This window comes from Pantoea agglomerans (genome assembly GCF_020149765.1).
Lineage (GTDB): Bacteria > Pseudomonadota > Gammaproteobacteria > Enterobacterales > Enterobacteriaceae > Pantoea > Pantoea alvi.
In genome coordinates this window covers 3,220,877-3,244,246 of record NZ_CP083809.1, presented here as the reverse complement: position 1 = coordinate 3,244,246, position 23,370 = coordinate 3,220,877, and the positions used below count along the sequence as shown (strand labels likewise).

General features: G+C 58.7%; 18 protein-coding genes, 4 tRNA genes and 3 rRNA genes. 17 read left to right on the top strand and 8 right to left on the bottom strand.

The features are described from left to right. Nucleotides 1–113 precede the first annotated feature (113 nt). The 8 genes from gmhB to LB453_RS18245 all read left to right on the top strand — a co-directional run bounded on the left by gmhB (nucleotide 114) and on the right by LB453_RS18245 (nucleotide 7,510). Nucleotides 114–674 (top strand): D-glycero-beta-D-manno-heptose 1,7-bisphosphate 7-phosphatase, encoded by a 561-nt coding sequence (gene gmhB, locus LB453_RS18280; protein WP_103794020.1) that lies wholly within the window; start codon nucleotides 114–116, stop codon nucleotides 672–674. 401 nt (nucleotides 675–1,075) lie between these two features. After that, a 16S ribosomal RNA gene (locus tag LB453_RS18275) occupies nucleotides 1,076–2,617 on the top strand. Nucleotides 2,618–2,689: 72 nt separating this feature from the next. Beyond that, nucleotides 2,690–2,766: transfer RNA gene (locus LB453_RS18270), tRNA-Ile, on the top strand. A gap of 148 nt (nucleotides 2,767–2,914) precedes the next feature. Further along, nucleotides 2,915–2,990 (top strand) — tRNA-Ala (locus LB453_RS18265). 195 nt (nucleotides 2,991–3,185) lie between these two features. Next, nucleotides 3,186–6,091 (top strand): 23S ribosomal RNA (locus tag LB453_RS18260). A 198-nt stretch (nucleotides 6,092–6,289) separates the two neighbouring features. Then, nucleotides 6,290–6,405 (top strand): 5S ribosomal RNA (rrf, locus tag LB453_RS18255). The 16S, 23S and 5S rRNA genes sit together here with 3 tRNA genes alongside, the layout of an rRNA operon. Nucleotides 6,406–6,479: 74 nt before the next feature. Then, nucleotides 6,480–6,556, top strand: a tRNA-Asp gene (locus tag LB453_RS18250). A 162-nt stretch (nucleotides 6,557–6,718) separates the two neighbouring features. After that, nucleotides 6,719–7,510, top strand: coding sequence for an endonuclease/exonuclease/phosphatase family protein (locus tag LB453_RS18245; RefSeq protein ID WP_103795279.1), 792 nt, complete (start codon nucleotides 6,719–6,721; stop codon nucleotides 7,508–7,510). Nucleotides 7,511–7,754: 244 nt separating this feature from the next. Here LB453_RS18245 and mltD read toward each other — a convergent pair whose 3' ends face one another. Beyond that, entirely contained in the window at nucleotides 7,755–9,134 is a 1,380-nt protein-coding gene (mltD, locus tag LB453_RS18240; RefSeq protein ID WP_103795262.1) for a murein transglycosylase D, read from the bottom strand. A 71-nt stretch (nucleotides 9,135–9,205) separates the two neighbouring features. Beyond that, nucleotides 9,206–9,961 carry a hydroxyacylglutathione hydrolase gene (gloB, locus tag LB453_RS18235; RefSeq protein ID WP_103795261.1) on the bottom strand — a complete coding sequence of 252 codons (756 nt, stop codon included), beginning with the start codon at nucleotides 9,959–9,961 and terminating at the stop codon, nucleotides 9,206–9,208. Between the two features lie 42 nt (nucleotides 9,962–10,003). Between gloB and LB453_RS18230 the strand changes: the two genes are divergently transcribed. Beyond that, nucleotides 10,004–10,741 (top strand): class I SAM-dependent methyltransferase, encoded by a 738-nt coding sequence (locus LB453_RS18230; RefSeq protein WP_103795260.1) that lies wholly within the window; start codon nucleotides 10,004–10,006, stop codon nucleotides 10,739–10,741. Here the strand turns inward: LB453_RS18230 and rnhA are convergent. Further along, entirely contained in the window at nucleotides 10,723–11,190 is a 468-nt protein-coding gene (rnhA, locus tag LB453_RS18225) for a ribonuclease HI (protein WP_103795259.1), read from the bottom strand. The two genes, LB453_RS18230 and rnhA, sit on opposite strands and share 19 nt — an antisense overlap. Before the next feature lie 54 nt (nucleotides 11,191–11,244). Here rnhA and dnaQ point away from each other — a divergent pair, with 54 nt between their 5' ends. Together dnaQ and LB453_RS18215 are read left to right on the top strand one after the other, a co-directional pair. Beyond that, nucleotides 11,245–11,976, top strand: a complete 732-nt coding sequence (gene dnaQ, locus LB453_RS18220) for a DNA polymerase III subunit epsilon (RefSeq protein ID WP_103795258.1) — start codon at nucleotides 11,245–11,247, stop codon at nucleotides 11,974–11,976. A 134-nt stretch (nucleotides 11,977–12,110) separates the two neighbouring features. Further along, nucleotides 12,111–12,187 (top strand) — tRNA-Asp (locus tag LB453_RS18215). Nucleotides 12,188–12,248: 61 nt separating this feature from the next. Here the strand turns inward: LB453_RS18215 and LB453_RS18210 are convergent. Then, entirely contained in the window at nucleotides 12,249–13,745 is a 1,497-nt protein-coding gene (locus LB453_RS18210; RefSeq protein WP_103795257.1) for an NCS1 family nucleobase:cation symporter-1, read from the bottom strand. Between the two features lie 144 nt (nucleotides 13,746–13,889). On the opposite strand from LB453_RS18210, the gene LB453_RS18205 reads away from it, so the two are divergent. The 5 genes from LB453_RS18205 (at nucleotide 13,890) to LB453_RS18185 (ending at nucleotide 18,715) form a co-directional block, all read left to right on the top strand. Continuing rightward, the gene (locus LB453_RS18205; RefSeq protein ID WP_103795256.1) at nucleotides 13,890–14,612 is read left to right on the top strand and encodes a GntR family transcriptional regulator; all 723 of its coding nucleotides are present in this window, start codon (nucleotides 13,890–13,892) and stop codon (nucleotides 14,610–14,612) included. After that, the gene (gene hpxA, locus LB453_RS18200) at nucleotides 14,609–15,340 is read left to right on the top strand and encodes an allantoin racemase (protein WP_103795255.1); all 732 of its coding nucleotides are present in this window, start codon (nucleotides 14,609–14,611) and stop codon (nucleotides 15,338–15,340) included. Before LB453_RS18205 ends, hpxA begins: the two co-directional genes overlap by 4 nt. A 34-nt stretch (nucleotides 15,341–15,374) precedes the next feature. Continuing rightward, on the top strand, nucleotides 15,375–16,331 hold the full coding sequence (gene puuE / locus LB453_RS18195) for an allantoinase PuuE (RefSeq protein WP_103795254.1): 957 nt from the start codon (nucleotides 15,375–15,377) through the stop codon (nucleotides 16,329–16,331). A gap of 305 nt (nucleotides 16,332–16,636) precedes the next feature. Next, a complete protein-coding gene (locus LB453_RS18190) occupies nucleotides 16,637–17,848 on the top strand; it encodes a cupin domain-containing protein (RefSeq protein ID WP_103795253.1) in 1,212 nt (403 codons plus the stop codon). A gap of 138 nt (nucleotides 17,849–17,986) precedes the next feature. Continuing rightward, nucleotides 17,987–18,715 (top strand): HPP family protein, encoded by a 729-nt coding sequence (locus LB453_RS18185; RefSeq protein ID WP_103795252.1) that lies wholly within the window; start codon nucleotides 17,987–17,989, stop codon nucleotides 18,713–18,715. A 2-nt stretch (nucleotides 18,716–18,717) separates the two neighbouring features. Here LB453_RS18185 and hpxZ read toward each other — a convergent pair whose 3' ends face one another. Genes hpxZ through LB453_RS18165 form a run of 4 tightly spaced genes read right to left on the bottom strand, consistent with a single transcriptional unit; the run spans nucleotide 18,718 to nucleotide 22,278 of the window. Next, the gene (gene hpxZ / locus LB453_RS18180) at nucleotides 18,718–19,107 is read right to left on the bottom strand and encodes an oxalurate catabolism protein HpxZ (RefSeq protein ID WP_199187303.1); all 390 of its coding nucleotides are present in this window, start codon (nucleotides 19,105–19,107) and stop codon (nucleotides 18,718–18,720) included. Next, nucleotides 19,097–20,494, bottom strand: coding sequence for an AtzE family amidohydrolase (locus tag LB453_RS18175; RefSeq protein WP_103795251.1), 1,398 nt, complete (start codon nucleotides 20,492–20,494; stop codon nucleotides 19,097–19,099). Before LB453_RS18175 ends, hpxZ begins: the two co-directional genes overlap by 11 nt. Further along, nucleotides 20,491–20,676 (bottom strand): oxalurate catabolism protein HpxX, encoded by a 186-nt coding sequence (gene hpxX, locus LB453_RS18170; RefSeq protein ID WP_103795250.1) that lies wholly within the window; start codon nucleotides 20,674–20,676, stop codon nucleotides 20,491–20,493. The genes LB453_RS18175 and hpxX overlap by 4 nt, the downstream gene beginning before the upstream one ends. Before the next feature lie 15 nt (nucleotides 20,677–20,691). Beyond that, entirely contained in the window at nucleotides 20,692–22,278 is a 1,587-nt protein-coding gene (locus tag LB453_RS18165; RefSeq protein ID WP_103795249.1) for a gamma-glutamyltransferase family protein, read from the bottom strand. A 135-nt stretch (nucleotides 22,279–22,413) separates the two neighbouring features. Here LB453_RS18165 and hpxU point away from each other — a divergent pair, with 135 nt between their 5' ends. Then, complete coding sequence (gene hpxU / locus LB453_RS18160) at nucleotides 22,414–23,253, top strand: MurR/RpiR family transcriptional regulator HpxU (RefSeq protein WP_103795248.1); 840 nt, start codon at nucleotides 22,414–22,416, stop codon at nucleotides 23,251–23,253. Nucleotides 23,254–23,370 lie beyond the last annotated feature (117 nt).

The window sequence follows — 23,370 nt, the reverse complement described above, 5'->3', positions numbered from 1 at the left end:
ATCCAGACGTCTAAATCAATCAAAGTCATCTTATCTGCCATTCTCTCTTTTATTGCAATCATGCAATACTAGGCGGCAATTTTAGTAGCATCTTTAGTAGCAGGAGTTTCTCAGTGGCGAATAAAGTCCCGGCTGTATTTCTCGATCGTGATGGCACCTTGAACGTCGATCACGGCTATGTCCATGAAATCGACAACTTCCAGTTTATCGACGGCACTATCGAGGCGCTGCAGGAGCTGAAAAAGATGGGGTTTGCGCTGGTGGTCATTACCAATCAGTCTGGCATCGCCCGCGGCATGTTCAGCGAAGACCAGTTTATGCAGCTGACAGAATGGATGGACTGGTCGCTGGCGGACCGCGACGTCGATCTCGACGGCATCTATTTCTGTCCGCACCTGCCGGATGCCCCCGTTGAGGAATATCGTCAGGAGTGTGACTGCCGCAAGCCGCATCCTGGCATGCTGCTCTCCGCGCAGAAGCATCTGGATATCGATATGGCCGCTTCTTATATGGTGGGCGACAAAACGGAAGATGTGCTGGCGGGCAAAGCGGCGGGCGTGGGCACAACCGTGCTGGTACGCAGCGGTAAACCCGTTACGGCGGAAGGGGAGGCGGCTGCGGATTGGGTGCTTAACAGTCTCGCTGAGCTGCCTCAGGCGATTAAAAAGCGCTAAAAACGCGCGTTTTGCGCATTAATCAGACGAACGACACAAAACTTTAAAAAAGGGTATTGCGCTCTCTGAACGACTCCCTATAATGCGCCTCCATCGACACGGCACAACGGCTTACGGAATGCGGTGTTGAGGTGATGAAAATCACCGCCGGTTAAAGCGAAAATAAACGCTTGACTGGCACGGAGGAAAGCGTAATATACGCCACCTCGCAGCAGCAGGCTCCGCCGCTGACTGCACCGCTCTTTAACAATTTATCAGACAATCTGTGTGGGCACTCGAGAGCAGATATCAAAAGCCTTCGGGCTTAAAAAATATCAAGCCTCACGAGTGGACACATAATGACATTCATTATGACGTTTTACAGATGAGCACCGCTTAACTTGTTTAAGCAAATCAAACTTAAATTGAAGAGTTTGATCATGGCTCAGATTGAACGCTGGCGGCAGGCCTAACACATGCAAGTCGAACGGTAGCACAGAGGAGCTTGCTCCTCGGGTGACGAGTGGCGGACGGGTGAGTAATGTCTGGGAAACTGCCCGATGGAGGGGGATAACTACTGGAAACGGTAGCTAATACCGCATAACGTCGCAAGACCAAAGTGGGGGACCTTCGGGCCTCACACCATCGGATGTGCCCAGATGGGATTAGCTAGTAGGTGGGGTAACGGCTCACCTAGGCGACGATCCCTAGCTGGTCTGAGAGGATGACCAGCCACACTGGAACTGAGACACGGTCCAGACTCCTACGGGAGGCAGCAGTGGGGAATATTGCACAATGGGCGCAAGCCTGATGCAGCCATGCCGCGTGTATGAAGAAGGCCTTCGGGTTGTAAAGTACTTTCAGCGGGGAGGAAGGCGATGTGGTTAATAACCGCGTCGATTGACGTTACCCGCAGAAGAAGCACCGGCTAACTCCGTGCCAGCAGCCGCGGTAATACGGAGGGTGCAAGCGTTAATCGGAATTACTGGGCGTAAAGCGCACGCAGGCGGTCTGTCAAGTCGGATGTGAAATCCCCGGGCTTAACCTGGGAACTGCATTCGAAACTGGCAGGCTAGAGTCTTGTAGAGGGGGGTAGAATTCCAGGTGTAGCGGTGAAATGCGTAGAGATCTGGAGGAATACCGGTGGCGAAGGCGGCCCCCTGGACAAAGACTGACGCTCAGGTGCGAAAGCGTGGGGAGCAAACAGGATTAGATACCCTGGTAGTCCACGCCGTAAACGATGTCGACTTGGAGGCTGTTTCCTTGAGAAGTGGCTTCCGGAGCTAACGCGTTAAGTCGACCGCCTGGGGAGTACGGCCGCAAGGTTAAAACTCAAATGAATTGACGGGGGCCCGCACAAGCGGTGGAGCATGTGGTTTAATTCGATGCAACGCGAAGAACCTTACCTACTCTTGACATCCAGAGAACTTGGCAGAGATGCCTTGGTGCCTTCGGGAACTCTGAGACAGGTGCTGCATGGCTGTCGTCAGCTCGTGTTGTGAAATGTTGGGTTAAGTCCCGCAACGAGCGCAACCCTTATCCTTTGTTGCCAGCGATTCGGTCGGGAACTCAAAGGAGACTGCCGGTGATAAACCGGAGGAAGGTGGGGATGACGTCAAGTCATCATGGCCCTTACGAGTAGGGCTACACACGTGCTACAATGGCGCATACAAAGAGAAGCGACCTCGCGAGAGCAAGCGGACCTCATAAAGTGCGTCGTAGTCCGGATCGGAGTCTGCAACTCGACTCCGTGAAGTCGGAATCGCTAGTAATCGTGGATCAGAATGCCACGGTGAATACGTTCCCGGGCCTTGTACACACCGCCCGTCACACCATGGGAGTGGGTTGCAAAAGAAGTAGGTAGCTTAACCTTCGGGAGGGCGCTTACCACTTTGTGATTCATGACTGGGGTGAAGTCGTAACAAGGTAACCGTAGGGGAACCTGCGGTTGGATCACCTCCTTACCTGAAGATACTGCCTTTCGAAGTGCTCACACAGATTGTCTGATAGAAAGTAACGAGCAGAAAAACCTCTACAGGCTTGTAGCTCAGGTGGTTAGAGCGCACCCCTGATAAGGGTGAGGTCGGTGGTTCAAGTCCACTCAGGCCTACCAAATTTCTCCTCATGCTGCGTTATGGGCGCGGTCGTTTACCTGAGGTAAACTTCCCTTCCGCATGCCTTGCCTGAGAAGAAATTACATTCTTCACGCAAGAATGTTTACTCGGTTGAGTGGTAGTAGACGGTCTCTGCAGTAACTGTATGGGGCTATAGCTCAGCTGGGAGAGCGCCTGCCTTGCACGCAGGAGGTCAGCGGTTCGATCCCGCTTAGCTCCACCATACTGTTTTCTGAAATACTTCAGAGCGTACCGGTAACGGTGGGCTGCGAAGTATTATGCTCTTTAACAATCCGGAACAAGCTGAAAATTGAAACGACGCCCTGCGTTCATTCCCCGTAAACAGGAATGAAAGGCAGCGCGTTCGAGTCTCTCAATAATCACATCCGCGACGTCGCAAGACGCCTGTGGGTTGTGAGGTTAAGCGACTAAGCGTACACGGTGGATGCCCTGGCAGTCAGAGGCGATGAAGGACGTGCTAATCTGCGAAAAGCGCCGGCAAGGTGATATGAACCGCTACAGCCGGCGATGTCCGAATGGGGAAACCCAGTGTGTTTCGACACACTATCGCAACATGAATACATAGTGTTGCGAGGCGAACCGGGGGAACTGAAACATCTAAGTACCCCGAGGAAAAGAAATCAACCGAGATTCCCCCAGTAGCGGCGAGCGAACGGGGAGCAGCCCAGAGTCTGAATCAGCTTGTGTGCTAGTGGAAGCGTCTGGAAAGTCGCAGGGTACAGGGTGACACTCCCGTACACGAAAGCACACATGCTGTGAACTCGAAGAGTAGGGCGGGACACGTGGTATCCTGTCTGAATATGGGGGGACCATCCTCCAAGGCTAAATACTCCTGACTGACCGATAGTGAACCAGTACCGTGAGGGAAAGGCGAAAAGAACCCCGGCGAGGGGAGTGAAACAGAACCTGAAACCGTGTACGTACAAGCAGTGGGAGCCTCTTTAATGGGGTGACTGCGTACCTTTTGTATAATGGGTCAGCGACTTATATTCTGTAGCAAGGTTAACCGTATAGGGGAGCCGCAGGGAAACCGAGTCTTAACTGGGCGTTAAGTTGCAGGGTATAGACCCGAAACCCGGTGATCTAGCCATGGGCAGGTTGAAGGTTGGGTAACACTAACTGGAGGACCGAACCGACTAATGTTGAAAAATTAGCGGATGACCTGTGGCTGGGGGTGAAAGGCCAATCAAACCGGGAGATAGCTGGTTCTCCCCGAAAGCTATTTAGGTAGCGCCTCGTGAATTCATCTCCGGGGGTAGAGCACTGTTTCGGCTAGGGGGCCATCCCGGCTTACCAACCCGATGCAAACTGCGAATACCGGAGAATGTTATCACGGGAGACACACGGCGGGTGCTAACGTCCGTCGTGAAGAGGGAAACAACCCAGACCGCCAGCTAAGGTCCCAAAGTCATGGTTAAGTGGGAAACGATGTGGGAAGGCCCAGACAGCCAGGATGTTGGCTTAGAAGCAGCCATCATTTAAAGAAAGCGTAATAGCTCACTGGTCGAGTCGGCCTGCGCGGAAGATGTAACGGGGCTAAACCATGCACCGAAGCTGCGGCAGCGACACTATGTGTTGTTGGGTAGGGGAGCGTTCTGTAAGCCGTCGAAGGTGTGCTGTGAGGCATGCTGGAGGTATCAGAAGTGCGAATGCTGACATAAGTAACGATAAAGCGGGTGAAAAGCCCGCTCGCCGGAAGACCAAGGGTTCCTGTCCAACGTTAATCGGGGCAGGGTGAGTCGACCCCTAAGGCGAGGCTGAAAAGCGTAGTCGATGGGAAACAGGTTAATATTCCTGTACTTGGTGTTGCTGCGAAGGGGGGACGGAGAAGGCTATGTTGGCCGGGCGACGGTTGTCCCGGTTTAAGCGTGTAGGTGTGTGTTCCAGGCAAATCCGGTTCACTTTACACTGAGGCGTGACGACGAGGCACTACGGTGCTGAAGCAACAAATGCCCTGCTTCCAGGAAAAGCCTCTAAGCTCCAGGCAACACGAAATCGTACCCCAAACCGACACAGGTGGTCAGGTAGAGAATACCAAGGCGCTTGAGAGAACTCGGGTGAAGGAACTAGGCAAAATGGTGCCGTAACTTCGGGAGAAGGCACGCTGGCGCGTAGGTGAAGGGACTTGCTCCCGGAGCTGAGGCCAGTCGAAGATACCAGCTGGCTGCAACTGTTTATTAAAAACACAGCACTGTGCAAACACGAAAGTGGACGTATACGGTGTGACGCCTGCCCGGTGCCGGAAGGTTAATTGATGGGGTTATCCGTAAGGAGAAGCTCTTGATCGAAGCCCCGGTAAACGGCGGCCGTAACTATAACGGTCCTAAGGTAGCGAAATTCCTTGTCGGGTAAGTTCCGACCTGCACGAATGGCGTAATGATGGCCAGGCTGTCTCCACCCGAGACTCAGTGAAATTGAAATCGCTGTGAAGATGCAGTGTACCCGCGGCAAGACGGAAAGACCCCGTGAACCTTTACTACAGCTTGACACTGAACACTGGTCCTTGATGTGTAGGATAGGTGGGAGGCTTCGAAGCGTGGACGCCAGTCTGCGTGGAGCCGTCCTTGAAATACCACCCTTTAATGGCTGGTGTTCTAACGTAGGCCCGTGATCCGGGCTGCGGACAGTGTCTGGTGGGTAGTTTGACTGGGGCGGTCTCCTCCCAAAGCGTAACGGAGGAGCACGAAGGTTGGCTAATCCTGGTCGGACATCAGGAGGTTAGTGCAATGGCATAAGCCAGCTTGACTGCGAGAGTGACGGCTCGAGCAGGTGCGAAAGCAGGTCATAGTGATCCGGTGGTTCTGAATGGAAGGGCCATCGCTCAACGGATAAAAGGTACTCCGGGGATAACAGGCTGATACCGCCCAAGAGTTCATATCGACGGCGGTGTTTGGCACCTCGATGTCGGCTCATCACATCCTGGGGCTGAAGTAGGTCCCAAGGGTACGGCTGTTCGCCGTTTAAAGTGGTACGCGAGCTGGGTTTAGAACGTCGTGAGACAGTTCGGTCCCTATCTGCCGTGGGCGCTGGAAAACTGAGGGGGGTTGCTCCTAGTACGAGAGGACCGGAGTGAACGCACCGCTGGTGTTCGGGTTGTCATGCCAATGGCACTGCCCGGTAGCTAAGTGCGGAAGAGATAAGTGCTGAAAGCATCTAAGCACGAAACTTGCCCCGAGATGAGTTTTCCCTGACCCCTTGAGGGTCCTGAAGGGACGTTGAAGACGACGACGTTGATAGGCCGGGTGTGTAAGCGCAGCGATGCGTTGAGCTAACCGGTACTAATGACCCGTGAGGCTTAACCTTACAACGCCAGAGGCGTTTTGTGAGACGCGAGGTTTTCAGCTTGTACCGGATAAAGAATTAGCGGGAACGAAAGATTTTGCGCTGAAGCAAGGCGGCAAGCGCGGTAAAGGAAGGAGCATACAGGGGTATGTGACTGAGTTTACGAGCGCAGCCAACGCAGCAGCAGCGTAAAAGATTCGTTCCTGGCACAAGAATTTGCCTGGCGGCCTTAGCGCGGCGGTCCCACCTGACCCCATGCCGAACTCAGAAGTGAAACGCCGTAGCGCCGATGGTAGTGTGGGGCCTCCCCATGCGAGAGTAGGGAACTGCCAGGCATCCAAATTGGTATCCACCCGCGAGGGTGACACCGGTTATCAGCGAGACCCCGCTGGTAGCAGCAGTATTCGGTGGTGCGGTAGTTCAGTCGGTTAGAATACCGGCCTGTCACGCCGGGGGTCGCGGGTTCGAGTCCCGTCCGCACCGCCACCTAACAGAGAAGCCCTGACTGAGAAGTCAGGGCTTTTTCTTTTCCGAAAAAAAGATCACCGCACGCGATGATTCTGACAATTATCAACACCGATTGAATCCCCCGACTAAAATCCCTATAACAGACAGGTGCAACGGGTACGGAAGGAATTGGGCAATAACGTGCGAAAAAAAACTTATGCAATGCGCTATGTCGCGGGTCAGCCGGTCGAACAGATCTTTCCGCCGGGCGCTATGCTGCATCTTGGCCAGGCGCTGCCGCCAGGGGCGCCACTGTCGCCTGATGCCCATCTCAAAGTGCTGGTCTGGAATATCTTCAAGCAGCAGCGTGCCGACTGGATGTCCGTATTACAGGGATTCGGCAAAGACGCGCACCTGGTGCTGCTACAGGAGGCGCAAACCACGCCTGAGCTGGTGCAGTTTGCAACCAGCAACTACCTGGCCGCCGATCAGGTTCCCGCCTTTGTGCTGCCGCAGCACCCCTCTGGCGTGATGACGCTGGCTTCTGCCCATCCGGTCTACTGCTGCCCGCTGCGCGAGCGAGAGCCGCTGCTGAGGCTGGCTAAATCGGCGCTGGTCACCGCCTATCCGCTGCCGACCGGAGAAATGCTGATGGTCGTCAATGTTCATGCGGTCAATTTCAGCCTCGGCATCGATGTCTACAGCAAACAGCTGGGCCCCATAGGCGAGCAGATCCTCCATCACAAAGGGCCGGTTATCATGGCGGGCGATTTCAACGCCTGGAGCCGCCAGCGTATCCACGCGCTCTACCGGTTCGCGCGCGAAATGACGCTAAAAGAGGTGAAATTTACCGACGATCATCGACGTAAAGCCTTTGGCCGCCCGCTGGACTTCGTCTTCTATCGCGATATGAACGTCAGCCGCGCCTCAGTGCTGGTTACGCGCGCCTCGGACCATAATCCCCTGCTGGTAGAGTTTAACGCCGCACGCTGACCTCTCTGCTCGTTACGGCGTCCCGTAGCCTTCTCCGCCTCACTCGCGTGAGAAGGCGACCCCATCCGCCTCAATGCAATCCCTGTCTCTCTGACTTTCATTTCCGTCATCTATAGCCTGTCAGCATCAGGGAGACAAATGCGGGAAAAGGGCGTATCGCTCGACGCTTAAGAATGAGAACAGGGGGAGAGGGAAGGGGGCAGAAATGTAAAAAAGGCCAACAATTGTTGGCCTTTTCAACGCATCAGGTATCAGGCGACGCGTTATTATTTACGTAGAGCGTTAGCCTGTCACCAGGCTGGATATCTTTCGCGCTGCTCAGGACCGTATTCCATCGCATCACATCTTTGATATCGACGCCGTGGCGCCTTGCAATACTGGCAAGAGAATCACCTTTACGCACGCGATAGGTGATGCTGTTGCTATTATCAGCCAGGCTCGTGCCGCTCTCGCCGACGGTCAGCGTCTGACCGGTGCGAAGGCTGGCGCCCTGCAAATTATTCTGCTGCTTCAGCGACGCAACGCTGACGCCCAGTTTGCTGGCGATGCCGGAAAGCGTATCACCGCGACGCACTTTGTAGCTGCTGCCAGCCGCGCTGGCTTTTGCCAGCTGCGTTGGCTGTACCGCAGCGATATCGCCGGAAGCCAGCGAGCTACGCAGCTTCGCCACGTGGGACTTAGGCACTAAGATGTACTGCGGTCCGTTGGGCGCGGTAGCCCCTTTCTTATAGCCGGTATTGAAGCTCTTGAGCTTGCTGAGCGACATCCCCGCCATTTCGGCAGCCTGCGTCAACTGCATCTGCTGACCGACTTCAACGCGCGCCAGTGCGCGGCTTTCGTCAGGCGTCGGCAGTTTAATACCGTAGCGCTTGTTGTTCTTCAGCAGTTCGCTCAAGGCCAACATTTTCGGTACGTAAACCGTAGTCTCGCGCGGCAGCGACAGATTCCAGAAGTCGGTGGGCTTTCCGCGCGCCTTGTTCTGTTTAATCGCCTTTAATACGCGTCCTTCACCGCTGTTATAAGCAGCAACGGTCAGCAACCAGTCGCCGTCAAACATCTTGTTCAGACGCTGCATCATATCCAGCGCAACTTTGGTCGAGGCCACCACGTCGCGGCGCCCGTCGTACCACTGGTTTTGTTTCAAACCATAGTTTTTGCCCGTTGTTGCAACAATCTGCCAGATGCCGGCGGCATTGGCTGATGAGGTTGCATGAGGGTCAAAAGCGCTCTCCACTATGGGTAGCAGTACCAGTTCCATCGGCATCTTACGTTTATGTATCTGCTCGACTATCCAGTACATGTACGGCTCTGCCCGTAATGTTACATCGTGGAGATAGCTCTTATTTTTTAAGTACTTTTGTTTTTGTTCGCGGATCCGGCTGTTTTCCGGAATCCCCATCTTCAACTCGTCACTAATGAAACTCCAGAGATCGGTATCTTCTGCGAGGCCAGTTCCATCTTCCTGCCATCGCGGCGACAACATTCGATCACCGTACTTTCCATTTTCACCTTGACCAGCTGAAGACAGACTCTGTGCATGCTGTTCGGGGATATTGGCGTCATTCCGTGATGCCTGACATCCCACCAGCAAGACCGAGGCGAGTAATATCGCTTTAGCCTTCATGTGTGTGTCAATAGTTCGCTTAAAAGACGAGCAACTATACGTGACCCCTTGTCACAACACAACCCGAAAAATCAAAACTTGTCCTTCTTCTCACGTAAAAGGGCAAATGTGTCCCATATGTGGTCGGGTGTTAAATTTATGTTCAATGCTCTTTGTAAATCAGGATCTTGCGTACGCAAAAATAAATTTATTTGCCGTTCGTGCGCCAGTTTTGTGGGTAAAGTAATGCCGTTTTTGGCGCGTAAGTCCTTAATTTTCTGATATTCGGCCATAATTTGCGGGTCATGAGGCAGAATAGCCGCAGCAAACTTCAAATTGGATAAAGTGTACTCATGCGCGCAGCAGACCAGCGTGTCGCCGGGAAGCTGATCAAGTTTTTGAAAAGATTCGTACATTTGCTCTGCTGTGCCTTCAAAAAGACGCCCGCAGCCGCCGGAAAACATTGTGTCGCCACAGAAAAGATAAGGCGCACTGTAATATGAGATATGTCCTAAAGTATGACCAGGCGTATGGATTACGCTGAAGCGCATACCCAGCAGCGACACCGTATCCCCTTCGCTAACCACCCTGGTCGCGCCTTTATCTTCCGTCTCCTGTGGACCGAAAACCTCAATGCCGGGAAATTTTTCCAGCAGGGCTTGTACGCCGCCGACGTGATCGTGATGATGGTGGGTCAGCAAAATTCCCGCCGGTTTCCAGCCGTTCGCGTAGACTTTCTCCAGCACGGGTTGCGCCTCGCCGGGATCGACAATCAGGCAGTTGCCGGCCTCGTCGTTCAGCGTCCAGATGTAGTTATCCTGTAGCGCAGGAATACTGGTAAGATTCATAATCACCTCTCGCAGGCCGTTAGAAAAGGAAGATGGTAAAGCATGAAGCGCGCTAAAACACGCCAGATTCTGACCGCGCCGCACTCCTGGCGCGATATGCCATGGGGAGACTATTTCCGCGATGCGCTGACTCAGCAGCTTCAGCCCTACCTGGGAAAGCTTTATGGCTTTCATATGCTTAAGCTTGGCAACCTTAGTGCAGAAATCAACACCGAACACTGTGCTATTTCACATCAGGTCAACGTCGGCAGCGAAGGCGAGCTGCTGCAGGTGCTGGCGCATCCGACACAGCTGCCGTTTGAATCCAAGTCTATCGACGCCTGTCTGCTGGCGCATACCCTGGCGTGGAGCCAGGACCCACACCGGGTGCTGCGCGAAGTGGATCGCGTGCTGATTGACGACGGCTGGATGATTATCAGCGGCTTTAATCCCTTCTCGCTGCTGGGCATCACTAAAGCGCTGCCCGGCATTCAGCGCAAAGCGCCATGGAGCGGACGGATGTTTAGCCAGATGCGCCTGCTTGACTGGCTGAGCCTGCTGAATTACGAAGTGGTATTCCGCACCCGTTTTCAGGTGGTGCCCTGGCATCGGCAGGGCGGCAAGGTGATCAGCGCGCATCTGCCTGCGCTGGGCTGTCTGAATATCGTCGTGGCGCGCAAGCGCACTTTCCCGCTGACGCCGACCAAAGCGAAAAAGTCGCTCTCTCAGGGGCATCTGCGTCCGGCGGTAAACGCCACGCGGCAGTTCCGCGCGGCGAAAGATCAGGACTCGACCTTGTAGCCGATATCCTCTGACTGCGGATGGGACGCCGCGCTGCGCGCCAGCTCGTCGCAGCGTTCGTTTTCCGGATGGCCGGCATGGCCTTTAACCCATTCCCACTGGATCTCATGCCCGGCCAGCGCACTGTCGAGGCGCTTCCAGAGATCGACGTTTTTCACCGGCTTTTTATCCGCCGTTTTCCAGCCGCGCTTTTTCCAGTTATGGATCCAGCTGGTAATGCCCTGGCGCACATACTGGCTGTCGGTGCTCAGCACGACGTGACAAGGCTCTTTTAGCGCCTCCAGCGCCACGATGGCCGCCATCAGCTCCATGCGGTTATTGGTGGTGAGCCGATAGCCCGCACTGAACTGCTTTTCGTGCTGGCCGTAGCGCAAAATCGCGCCATAGCCGCCGGGACCGGGATTGCCTAAGCAGGATCCGTCGGTGAATATTTCTACCTGCTTGCGCATCTCTGGTAGACTCCCTTCTGAGAAAAACGCCAAGTCTGACATAAAACGAATCCTATGAGCACTGCAAATAACCGCCAGATCGTACTCGATACTGAAACCACCGGCATGAACATGATCGGTGTGCATTACGAAGGTCACCGCATCATTGAAATTGGTGCGGTAGAGGTGGTGAACCGTCGCCTGACCGGCAACAACTTCCATATCTATCTGCGGCCCGATCGGCTGGTGGACCCGGAAGCGTTCGGCGTGCACGGCATTGCGGATGAGTTTCTCGCCGATAAGCCAACCTTCGCCGACATTGCAGATGAATTCCTCGACTATATTCGCGGCGCCGAGCTGGTGATCCATAACGCCTCGTTTGATATCGGCTTTATGGACTACGAGTTTTCCATGCTGAACCGCGGCATTGGGAAAACCGAAACCTTCTGCCATGTCACCGACAGCCTGGCAATGGCGCGCAAGATGTTCCCGGGCAAGCGCAACAGCCTGGACGCACTCTGCTCGCGCTATGAGATCGACAACAGCAAGCGTACGCTGCACGGCGCATTGCTCGACTCCGAAATTCTGGCGGAAGTCTTCCTGGCGATGACCGGCGGCCAGACGTTGCTGGCGTTCTCCCAGGAAGGGGACGGTGCGCAGCAGAACGAAGGCGAAACCATCCAGCGTATCGTTCGACCCGCGTCGGCGCTGCGCGTGGTGGCGGCGTCGGACGAAGAGGTGATGGCGCATGAGTCGCGCCTCGATCTGGTGATGAAAAAGGGCGGAAGCTGCCTGTGGCGCGGTTAACCGACAGGGTTTCGCTGGTTAAATCAGCGGTAAGCGTAAAAAAACAGCAAACGCGCGGCGCGGCGATAAAAAGCGTTGACGGGGTCTCGGGCGGCCATTAATATGCGCCTCGTTCCCGACGGGGAACACAGCGCGGTGCGGTAGTTCAGTCGGTTAGAATACCGGCCTGTCACGCCGGGGGTCGCGGGTTCGAGTCCCGTCCGCACCGCCAACTCTTCAGAAAGGCCGATTCAGCAATGAATCGGCCTTTTGCTTTTCTGACGCCTCAGCTTTTACTCTTTCTGCATTGCAACGCCGCCGGCGAAAGGCTGCGCCGCGCCCGCTTCGCGCTCATGGCGCGCCAGATAGCGATAGCATCCAGCCCCCAGCGCCGCGCCGATAAACCAGCTGAAGTTGGCAACCTCATGCAGCGACGGCACAAAGCTGATAATCAGCCCAATGATCACCGACGGCAGCAGCGCGGCGATCGCTTTCGGGTTGAAGCCGCCGCGATACCAGTAGCGCCCCTGCGGCGTCGCATCGAACAGATCGTCAACTGAGACGCGGCTGCGTTTAATCAGATAGAAATCCGCCAGCAGAATGCCGAACAGCGGGCCGATAAAGGCGCCCAGAACGTCAAGGGTATAGTGGATCAGCTCCGGCGACTGAAACAGGTTCCACGGCGTCAGCAGCACCGAGCCGACCGCGGCAATCATGCCGCCGGTGCGGAAGCTGATTTTCTGCGGCGAGCAGTTAGAGAAATCAAACGCGGGCGAGACGAAGTTCGCCACGATATTAATGCCGATGGTGGCGGTGATCATGGTCAGCAGCCCAATCGCGACCGCCACATCATTGCCTACCATACTGACGGTCTCGATGGGATCGGTAATCATCTTGCCGAACAGCGACTGAGTACCGGAGACGATCACCACCGTGACCACCGAGAAGAGCAAAAAGTTAAAGGGCAGGCCCCAGCGGTTGCCGCGACGGATCTCCCCCATGCTTTTGCCGTAGCGCGAGAAGTCGCCGAAGTTGAGCAGCGGCCCGGAGAAGTAGGAGACTACCAGCGCGGTGGCGGTAATCATCTGCCAGCTCTGTTCGCCTGCACTTAATGATTTGCTCGCCAGGGTAAAAGAGATACCGTCGAAGCCGGTCTTGTATACAATCCAGCCCGCCAGCGCCACCATGACCACATAGACCGCGGGACCCGCCACGTCGATAAAGCGCTTAATGGCGCTCATGCCGTGCCAGAACACCATCGCCTGCAGCAGCCACATTACGCTGAAGCAGCACCAGCCGAGCAGCGACAGGCCCAGCCAGCTGGCGTGGGTCATCGACGCCAGCGTCGGAAAGAACTTCAGCAGCACCAGCATCAGCGCGTTGGCGGCCAGATAGGTCTGGATACCGTACCAGGCGAAGGCGATCAGCCCGCGAATGACCGCCGGAATATTGGCGCCGAAGACGCCAAACGCCTGACGGCTGATCACCGCATAGGGCACGCCCGCCATCTGGCTCGGCTTCGCCACCAGGTTAGCGCAGAGCTGCACGATGCAGATCCCCGCCAGCAGACAAATCAGCACCTGCCAGCTCGCCAGGCCAAGGGTGAAAAAGCTGGCCGCGACCACATAGCCGCCCATGCTGTGCACATCCGACATCCAGAACGAGAAGATGTTGTACCACGTCCAGTTCTGCTGGCGCGTCGGCGCCAGATCCTCATTGGTCAGGCGGGGACTGTAGCGCGCGCGGGCTTCAGCGGCCGACGCAGAAACACTTTTTTGAGGGTTTGGCATGAAACCTGCTCCTTTTTACCAGGGTTAACGGTCATAGCAACGTAAAAAGCTGTTGCAGGATCCAGGCCAGAATTGAAATCTTGTATACAAAAAAAAGTGTTCGCGTATACGATGTTGGCACACAGCGCGTAAAGGGAGTCCGATATGAGAAGTGAGACAGGTCAGACGCTGGCCGCCGATCTCGGGGATAAAGACGAACCTATCTATCAGGCGTTGATGAACGCCATCGTGGAGCATCAGCTGCCGCCCGGCAGCAAACTGCCGGAGGAGGCGCTGGCAGAGGTATTCGGCGTCAGCCGCACCGGCATTCGTAAAGTCTTGCAGCGCCTCGCCGCAGTGCAGATGGTCACGCTGTTGCCCAGGCGCGGTGCACAGGTGGCGACGCCCGGCGTTGACGAAGCGCGTGATATCTTCCGCACCCGGGCGCTGATCGAGTGCGCCAATCTGCCCGCCGTACTGGCGCATCTGCAGCCGCCCCACCTGGCGGGACTCACGCAGCGCATCGCCGAAGAGCAGCGAGCGCACGACGCGCGCGACGGCGCGGCGGCAATTCGCCTCTCCGCCGCCTTCCATATTGAACTGCAGGCGATTGCGGGCAATCAGGTCCTGACTGAACTGGTTACGCGCCTGACGCAGCGCTCCTCGCTGGTGATCGCCGCCTGGGGCGCGCCCTGGCAGCAGGGCTGCCGCTGCGACGACCATGACCGGCTGGTGGCCTGTCTGCGCGATGGCGATCTCGCCGCGCTGACCCAGGTGCTGCAGCACCACTTCGACCATATCGTCTCCAGCCTGCACTTTGAACGCAGCGGCGAAACGCTGCCCGATTTCTCGCGGTTATTTGCCCGTCATAAAGAGGTGACATTATGAGCCTGATTCAGGTGATCAACCCCAACACCAGCCAGGCGATGACGGAGACCATCGGCGCGGTGGCGCGCGCGGTGGCCGCGCCAGGCACCGAGATCCTCGCGGTGTCGCCCACGCAGGGCGTGCCGTCGATAGAAGGGCACTTTGATGAGGCGATCGCGGCGATTGGCGTGCTGGAGCAGGTAAAGCGTGGCAAAGCGCAGGGCGTCAGCGGCCACGTGATTGCCTGCTTTGGCGACCCTGGCCTGCTGGCGGCGCGCGAGCTGGCCAGCGGGCCGGTTATTGGCATCGCCGAAGCGGCGATGCACACCGCGACGCTGGTGGCGACGCGCTTTTCCATCGTCACCACGCTGCCGCGCACGCTGATCATCGCGCGCCATCTGCTGCAGCAGTACGGCTTTACCCACCACTGCGCCGCGCTGCACGCCATCGACCTGCCGGTGCTGGCGCTGGAGGATGGCTCAGGTGTGGCGCAGGAGAAGGTGCGCCAGCAGTGTCTGCAGGCGAAACGACAGGATGGCAGCGGCGCGATCGTGCTGGGCTGCGGCGGGATGGCGACGCTGGCGCGCGAGCTGACGCAGGAGCTGGGCATGCCGGTTATCGACGGCGTCAGTGCGGCGGTGAAAATGGTAGAGGCGCTGGTGGCGCTTGGCTTTGGCACCAGCAAACAGGGCGATCTCGACTGGCCGATTGCGAAACCTCTCTCAGGCGCGTTTCAGCATCTAAACTAACGGAACCTTGTCGTAATGAAACAGGAATTGATGAATGGATAGTGCAGAAAAGAAAGAGTACAGCTTCAACAAAAACTATCCGCGCGATCTGATCGGCTACGGTGCCACGCCGCCGCATGCCGCCTGGCCGAACAAGGCGCGCGTGGCGGTGCAGTTCGTGCTCAACTATGAAGAGGGCGCAGAGAACAACGTGCTGCACGGCGATGCCGGATCCGAGCAGTTCCTCTCCGATATCATCGGGGCGGCCAGCTATCCCGATCGCCATATGTCGATGGACTCGCTTTACGAATATGGTTCGCGTGCCGGCTTCTGGCGCATCCACCGCGAATTCCAGAAGCGCGGTTTGCCGCTGACGGTATTTGGCGTCGCGATGGCGCTGGCGCGTCATCCGGAGATCGTCGAGGCGATCAAACAGGCTGACTATGATGTGGTAAGCCACGGCTGGCGCTGGATCCACTATCAGTCGATGGACGCCAAAACCGAACGCCAGCATATGCAGCAGGCGGTCGACGTGCTCACCGATCTGTTCGGCAAAGCGCCCACCGGCTGGTACACCGGGCGCGACAGCCCCAATACGCGGCGGCTGGTGGTCGAGCAGGGCGGCTTCAGCTACGACAGCGACTACTACGGGGACGATCTGCCGTTCTGGACCCAGGTCACCTGTCAGGACGGTACCGTGAAGCCGCACCTGGTCATTCCCTACACCCTGGAGTGCAACGATATGCGCTTCGCCACGCCGCAGGGCTTCAACACCGCCGAACAGTTCTTTACCTACCTGCGCGACACCTTTGACGTTCTCTATGAAGAGGGGGAAACCCAGCCGAAGATGATGTCGGTCGGCATGCACTGTCGCCTGCTGGGTCGCCCCGGCAAATTCAAAGCGCTGCAGAACTTCCTCGACCATATCCAGCAGTATAACGACGTCTGGATCTGTACCCGTCAGCAGATCGCCGATCACTGGGCCGCCACGCACCCTGCGCCGCAGCCCTGAGGCTAACCGACGCGGCCGCACGGCCGCGTTTTGCTGTACCTCCTTGTTAAAAAGATGTAACGGATTATTTAGCAGGAATATTAATGCATCTCCGCAACCGTTAACGAATCGTGCGTGTGAAAAAGCCGATTCTGCTGCTATTTTTTAACCTCAGCTAAATGAAATAAACATATTTGCGCAGCAAAATTGATTAACAAGGCTAATTATATCTGCCGCCTGTTCAACTGTTACATCTTGCCTGCCGCCAGCATTCCCCTTTGCGCGTATAGCTATTCCAGGTCAATCACGGAAAAAGGAATGGTTTTATGAGCAAACTTTCCCGCAGAAACTTTATGGCGTTCGCGGCGGGCGGCACGGTGGCGCTGGCGGCAGGCCAGGTCCACGCCCATGACGTTATTACCGCCTGGCCCGCCGGTACGCCGCGCGATCCCGGCCCGCACGATCCGGCGCGTGAGGCGCAAAACCCCGATATCGTCGATCCGCCCGCCACCGACAGCGGCACGTTGCCTAACCTGCGCTTTTCTTTCAGCGACGCGCACGTGCGCAAAGGCAGCGGCGGCTGGACGCGACAGGTGACGCAGCGCGAGCTGGGCATCTCCACCACCATCGCCGGGGTCGATATGCGCCTGAATGCGGGCGGCATCCGCGAGCTGCACTGGCACAAAGAGGGTGAATGGGCCTATATGACCTTCGGCAACGCGCGCGTCACCGCCTTCGATACCGACGGCGGCTGGTTTGTGGACGATATCGGGGTGGGCGACCTCTGGTACTTTCCGCCGGGCATACCGCACTCAATTCAGGGGCTGGGGCCAGACGGCTGTGAGTTTCTGCTGGCTTTTGACGATGGCGGCTTCGATGAAGACAGCACCTTTCTTTTGTCCGACTGGTTCAGGCATATTCCGCCGGAAATTCTGGCGAAAAATTTCAGCGTGCCGGTCTCCTCCTTTGCAAAGCTGCCATCCCCGGACGATGAGTATATTTTTGCCGGCAAGGTGCCGGGCAGCCTGGGCGCGGACGCCATCAGGGGCGCGCCAAAAGCTAAGCGCGTATTCACCCATCATATGCTGGCGCAGACGCCGATTAACGCGCCGGGCGGCACGGTGCGCATCACCGACTCCTCGACTTTTCCGATCTCAAAAACCATCGCTGCCGCGCTGGTAGAGATAGCGCCGGGTGGCATGCGCGAACTGCACTGGCATCCCAACAACGATGAGTGGCAATACTATCTGGCAGGCGAGGGGCGTATGGGCGTATTCGCCTCATCGGGCCAGGCGAGAACCTTTGACTATCGAGCGGGCGACGTCGGCTATGTGCCCTTTGCCATGGGGCACTATATCGAGAATACCGGCAGCGGGCCGCTGCGGTTCCTGGAGCTGTTTAAAAGCGATTACTACGCCGATATCTCCCTTAATCAATGGCTCGCCAGTACGCCGCGCGAGCTGGTGGCGCAGCATCTGCAGCTCGACGACGCATTCCTCTCTGCGCTGTCGCTGAAAAAGAGTCCGGTTGTCAAATAGCCTCTGGGGCTGGCGTCGCGCCAGCCCTGGGCACTATTCCGAATCCTGGCCATGCTGCCCGGGCCGGGTTGTTAGCGCTAAATCGATCGGCGACAATCGCCGCTTCTGTAATTTTTCTGATGAATACACGTTGTGAAGATGAGTGAAACGCGTCAGGCAAAGGAGAGAGGCGCGCTGCGCACCTTTTTTGCCCGCTTCTGGCCGCATCCGCTGCCGGTGGCAAAAAAAGAGATAGTGATTGCCAGCGCGGGTGCCGGGCTGGGCCTGACGATCACCAGTCTTATCAGCCACTGGCTGCTGGGGCAGGTTAATTTGTGGTTTGTCGCGCCGATGGGCGCCTCTGCGGTGCTGCTGTTTGGCATACCCAACAGCCCGCTGGCGCAGCCCTGGTCGATTGTCGGCGGCAATATGGTGGCGGCGGCAATTGGCGTAACCGCGGCCATGACCATTCCTTATGCACCGCTGGCCTGCGGCGTCGCCGCCTGCCTGGCGATCGCCGTCATGTTTCAGCTGCGCTGCCTGCATCCACCCAGCGGCGCGGTGGCGCTGACCGCCATTCTGGGCGGCGGCAACGTCCATCAGCTGGGCTATCACTATATTCTGACGCCGATCCTGCTTAACTCTCTCTGCCTGGCGCTGCTGGCGATTATCTTCAACAACCTGGCGGGCCGTCGCTATCCGCATCCGCTGGCCGCTGCCGAAGCGAAGCCCGAGCCGGTGGCGCTGGATGTGCCGATTACCCGCGACGATCTGCACCAGGCGCTGGAAAGCGGCCAGCTGCTGGATATCGATGAAGATGATCTCCAGCAGCTGCTGCAGCGCGCCGAAGCGATTGCGGCGCAGCGTCAGGCGCAGCGCGCCCGCTAGCCTCAGCTTTCGCTCATCAGGCTCACCTGTGCGGCGACGATGCGCCAGCCTTGCGGCAGCCTGACCCAGCTCTGCTGCTGACGGCCAGTTTTCGTCGAGCCTTCGCGCGTGAACTCAGTGCTGCAAACGCCATAGTCTTCGCCGAAGGTGGTGATGACGGTGTTGCGCAGGGTGCGCGCCAGTCCGGCGGCGGGACGCTGGGCGCGAAAGGCGCGGATCTGCTCAATGCCGTAGAGGTTCTCGCCCGCGCCGAGGCGCACGGTGCGTTCATCGTGCCAGAAGAGCGCGTCGAGCGTTGCGATATCATTGCTCACCAGCGCCTGCTCGTAGCGGTAAAAAGCGGCGGTAAGCTCCGCCAGCACCTGCGGTAAATTAATCTCTTCAGTTTGCATCAGTTTTATCCATAGAGGCAGGCGCCAGGGTAATACCCAGTTGCTCAAGGGCGAAGGCGACGCGCAGCGCGGCGGCTTCGTTAAAGGGCGCGGCAATCAGCTGGAGCCCGATCGGCAGTCCACTCTTCGTCGCCAGCGGCACGCTGCACACCGGCAGACCCAGGAAGGAGATCGGCTGCGTCAGCATGCCCATACTGGCGCGCGACGGCAGATCGGTGCCGTTAACGCGAATGCTTTCCTGGCCGATACGCGGCGCGGTGCAGGGGGTAGCGGGCGCGATCAGCACGTCGAAGCGTTCAAACAGCGGCAATACCTGCTGCTGGAAATGGCGGCGGAAGCGCTGCGCCTGTACGTACCAGGCGGCGGGCAGCATCGCGCCCGCCAGCAGCCGCTCGCGCGAGGCGGGCTCGAAGCGCGCCGGCGAGGTGCGCAGCGCGGGCAGATAGTGATTGCCGCCTTCGCAGGCGGTCAGGATAAAGGCCGCCGATCGCGCCAGCTCCGCCTCCGGCAGCGTTACCTCATCATGGATATCCAGCGCCCGCGCGGCCCGGGCCAGCGCATCGCGCGCGTCGTCGTCGCACCAGGTAGAGAAAAAGCCGCCCAGCAGCGCGCAGCGCTGGCCCGTCACCTCCAGTCCAACCTGCGCCGGATCGGCGGGCCGGTTGGCCTGAAAGGCGTCCTGCGGATCGTGGCCCTGCAGCATGTCGTAGACCAGCGCCAGATCCTCGACGCGGCGCGCAAAGGGGCCGATATGATCGAGGCTGGCGACAAAGGGGTGGCTGCCGCTGCGCGACAGGCGGCCAAAGGTCGGCTTCAGGCCAAAGGTGCCGCACAGCGACGCGGGCACGCGGATCGAACCATTGGTATCGGTGCCGAGCGCAAAGTGCACCAGACCAGCGGCGACCGCCGCCGCGGAGCCGCCCGACGATCCGCCCGCCACGCGCGCCAGATCGTGCGGGTTGCGCGTCGCGCCGAAGTGGCTGTTCTCGGTGGTGAATCCATAGGCGTAGGCGTCCATATTCAGCATACCGGAGAGTAGCGCGCCGGCGCGGCTGAGGCGGCTGACCGCCCAGGCGTCCTGCGTCGCCGCCGGGCGATCCTGAAACAGGGCGGCGCCCGCCAGCGTGGTGTGACCCGCCACGTCGAACAGGTTCTTCACCGCATAGGGAATGCCCGCCAGCGGCGGCAGATCGTCGCCGCGGCGTCGCTGCGCGTCGATGGCGTCCGCCTCGCGCAGCATGCGGTCGGCGGTGATCTCGGTCCAGGCGTTAATCACCTGGTGCCGTTCAATTTCCTGCAGGGTTTGCTGCGCGACCTCGCGCGCGCCGATCTCGCCGCGCTGAATCGCCTGCTGCAGCGCCCGGAGAGAGAGTTCGCTCAGGTTCATGGATGAAACACTCCCGCCACTTCGAGCCGCTCATCGAGGGGAAACGCCATCAGCGGTGCCGCCAGCGCGGCGATGCGCTCAAGCTGAATAACCAGCTCGGCGCGACGCGAGTCGTCCAGCTCCAGCGCCAGCAGCTGCTCCATCTGCGCCAGATAGCGCGCCCAGTCTGTTGTCTGATCCATCTCTGTTTTCTCCTGTCAGAATCCGCTCGCGCTGCCGTTGCTGCGCGGATCGCATGCGCCTTCCAGCATGCCGTTGATATGGCGCACGATAGCGCCCGCGTGGCCTACCGCCTCGCTGAAGTCGGGCAGCAGCTCGACCTCGTGCCCCAGCTGCTGCAGCCTGGCGACGGTTTCCGGCGCAAAGCGGCCCTCCAGCTTGAGCGAGTCGGAGGACTGGCCCCAGGTGCGACCCAGCAGCCAGCGGGGGGCGCTCACCGCCTGCTGCAGCGGCATGCCCTGAATCACATGGCGGGTAAAAATCGCCGCCTGCGTTTGCGGCTGGCCGTCGCCGCCCATTGCGCCATAGACCAGCGTGCGGCCATCCTTCAGGCGCGCGGCGGCGGGATTAAGGGTGTGAAACGGCTGTTTGCCCGGTGCCAGCGCCAGCAGATGATCCGCGTCGAGGCTAAAAGCCGCGCCGCGATTCTGCCAGGTGATGCCGGTGCCGGGGATGACCACGCCGCTGCCGAACTCGTGATAGATGCTCTGAATAAAGGAGACGGCGAGGCCGCTGCTGTCCATCACCCCCATCCACACCGTGTCGCCGGGGCCGCGGCCAGCGCCCCAGGGCGCGGCCTGCGTCTCGCTAATCTGGCTCGCCAGCGTGGCGAAATGATCCTGGGTCAGCAGCGACTGCGCCTCGCAGGTCATATGGCGCGGATCGGTAAGATGGGCGTCGCGCAGCGCAAAGGCTTTTTTCGTCGCTTCGACAATGCGGTGCACCGTCTGCGCCTCGTCAGCCTGCGCCATCGCCAGCGCGTCGGTAATGCCGAGGATCGCCAGCGACACCAGCCCCTGAGTCGGCGGCGCGATATTCCACAGGTCGCCTTCGCTGTGCGCCACATGCAGCGGGGCGCAGCGACGCGCGCGCTGCTGCTGCAGATCCGCCAGCGTCACCGGCATGCCGAGCGCCGACATTTCGCGCGCCAGATGGTGCGCCAGCTCGCCGCGATAGAAGCTGTCCAGCCCCTGCTCGCTCAGCAGGCTGAGGGTCTGCGCCAGCGCCGGCTGGGTAAAGCGGCTGCCTTCACGCGGCGGCTCGCCGTCGGGCAGAAAGGTCGCGGCAAATCCCGGCTGATCTTCCAGCTCGTGCCGCTTGGCGGCGGTGGCGGCCGCCTGCGAGGCGGTAACCGGAATACCGTCGGCGGCGTAGCGGATAGCGTCGCGTAGCAGGCGCGGCAGCGGCAGCGGGGTGCCGCCCAGCTCGCCGGAGAGGGCCAGCGCCTCCTGCCAGCCGCTTACCGTTCCAGCCACCGTTAACGCGGCCGCTGGACCGCGATGGGGGATGGCGCTTGCGCCGCGATAGAAATCGGGATGCGCCAGCGCACCCGCCGCGCCGCTGGCGTCGATAGCCACGGGATCGCCACTGGGCGGCAGCACCAGCCAGAAGCCGTCGCCGCCGAGGCCGTTCATATGGGGATAGACCACGGCGATGGTCGCGGCGGCGGCGACCATCGCCTCGATGGCGTTGCCGCCGTCGCGCAGTACCGCCAGCGCGCTCTCGCTTGCGAGATGGTGCGGTGCCACCGCCATGCCCAGCGGGGCCATATTGCTCTGAATCATAATGAGATGTCTTATTGGGTAACAGAGCGGGGATCCAAGCAAGAGCCGTTCCAGTTTTTTGCCATCGCGCACGGCGGCGGTAACCTGGATCGAATTATGCTAGCTTCTGCTGAAACGAAAGTTACAGGACGACGCATGAAACAGCTTGATGAACGACTCAGAAGCCACTATCCGCAGCTCTCGCCGCAGGAGCAGCGCATTGCGGATTTCGTCTTTGACCATTTCGACGATCTAATCAGCTATAACAGCGCCGAACTGGCGAGGCTCAGCGGCGTCTCGAAGGCGACCGTCAGCCGCCTGTTTCGCCGGCTGGGCTATGACAAATATAAAGATATGCGCGACGAGCTGCGCATCCTGCGCCAGAGCGGCATGCCGCTTACCGATAACCGCGACGCGGTGCAGGGCAACACACTGCTGGCGCGCCACTACAAGCAGGAGATGGCAAACCTGACGCAGTGGGTCAACGCGCTTGACGCGCAGCAGTTCGGCGAGGCGGTGCAGCAGATGACCCAGGCGAAGCGCATTTTCGTTATCGGCATGCGCAACTCCTGGCCGCTGGCGCTGCACCTGCGCCAGCAGCTGCTGCAGGCGCGCGGGGACGTTATGGTCCTGCCGCAGCCGGGCCAGACGCTGGCGGAAGAGGTGGTCGATATCACCCCCGACGATATGGTGGTGGTGATGGCGTTTCGCCGTCGTCCGCGCCTGATCCGCCCGCTGATGCAGCAGCTGCAGCAGCGGCAGATCCCGCTGCTGGCGCTGTGCGAGCCGCAGGCGCAGTCGATGAGCGGCCTGGCGCGCTGGCAGCTCTGCGCGCCGCTCGACAGCGTATCGGCCTTCGACAGCTACGCCTCGGCGATGAGCCTGATTAATCTGCTGACCAATGCGCTGCTGCATGAAATGCTGACGCAAGGCCGCCAGCGCATTCACCAGATCGCCGATCTCTATCAGCAGCTGGAGGAGCTGGAGCACCGTTAAAGAGCACCTTTTTGGTGCTTTGCCTCATTTTGATCCCTGCACACCAGGCGGCGACACGCCGCCTTTCTTCCTTAAAATAGCCCTTTTTGCCGCTAAACCCACCGCCGCCGTGGTTGG

What these genes read in the sequence shown, in the direction of transcription:
- mltD (WP_103795262.1), bottom strand. Translation starts at nt 9,134, where the DNA reads ATGAAGGCTAAAGCGATATTACTCGCCTCGGTCTTGCTGGTGGGATGT.
- gloB (WP_103795261.1), bottom strand. Translation starts at nt 9,961, where the DNA reads ATGAATCTTACCAGTATTCCTGCGCTACAGGATAACTACATCTGGACG.
- LB453_RS18230 (WP_103795260.1), top strand. Translation starts at nt 10,004, where the DNA reads ATGAAGCGCGCTAAAACACGCCAGATTCTGACCGCGCCGCACTCCTGG.
- rnhA (WP_103795259.1), bottom strand. Translation starts at nt 11,190, where the DNA reads ATGCGCAAGCAGGTAGAAATATTCACCGACGGATCCTGCTTAGGCAAT.
- dnaQ (WP_103795258.1), top strand. Translation starts at nt 11,245, where the DNA reads ATGAGCACTGCAAATAACCGCCAGATCGTACTCGATACTGAAACCACC.
- LB453_RS18210 (WP_103795257.1), bottom strand. Translation starts at nt 13,745, where the DNA reads ATGCCAAACCCTCAAAAAAGTGTTTCTGCGTCGGCCGCTGAAGCCCGC.
- LB453_RS18205 (WP_103795256.1), top strand. Translation starts at nt 13,890, where the DNA reads ATGAGAAGTGAGACAGGTCAGACGCTGGCCGCCGATCTCGGGGATAAA.
- hpxA (WP_103795255.1), top strand. Translation starts at nt 14,609, where the DNA reads ATGAGCCTGATTCAGGTGATCAACCCCAACACCAGCCAGGCGATGACG.
- puuE (WP_103795254.1), top strand. Translation starts at nt 15,375, where the DNA reads ATGGATAGTGCAGAAAAGAAAGAGTACAGCTTCAACAAAAACTATCCG.
- LB453_RS18190 (WP_103795253.1), top strand. Translation starts at nt 16,637, where the DNA reads ATGAGCAAACTTTCCCGCAGAAACTTTATGGCGTTCGCGGCGGGCGGC.
- LB453_RS18185 (WP_103795252.1), top strand. Translation starts at nt 17,987, where the DNA reads ATGAGTGAAACGCGTCAGGCAAAGGAGAGAGGCGCGCTGCGCACCTTT.
- hpxZ (WP_199187303.1), bottom strand. Translation starts at nt 19,107, where the DNA reads ATGCAAACTGAAGAGATTAATTTACCGCAGGTGCTGGCGGAGCTTACC.
- LB453_RS18175 (WP_103795251.1), bottom strand. Translation starts at nt 20,494, where the DNA reads ATGAACCTGAGCGAACTCTCTCTCCGGGCGCTGCAGCAGGCGATTCAG.
- hpxX (WP_103795250.1), bottom strand. Translation starts at nt 20,676, where the DNA reads ATGGATCAGACAACAGACTGGGCGCGCTATCTGGCGCAGATGGAGCAG.
- LB453_RS18165 (WP_103795249.1), bottom strand. Translation starts at nt 22,278, where the DNA reads ATGATTCAGAGCAATATGGCCCCGCTGGGCATGGCGGTGGCACCGCAC.
- hpxU (WP_103795248.1), top strand. Translation starts at nt 22,414, where the DNA reads ATGAAACAGCTTGATGAACGACTCAGAAGCCACTATCCGCAGCTCTCG.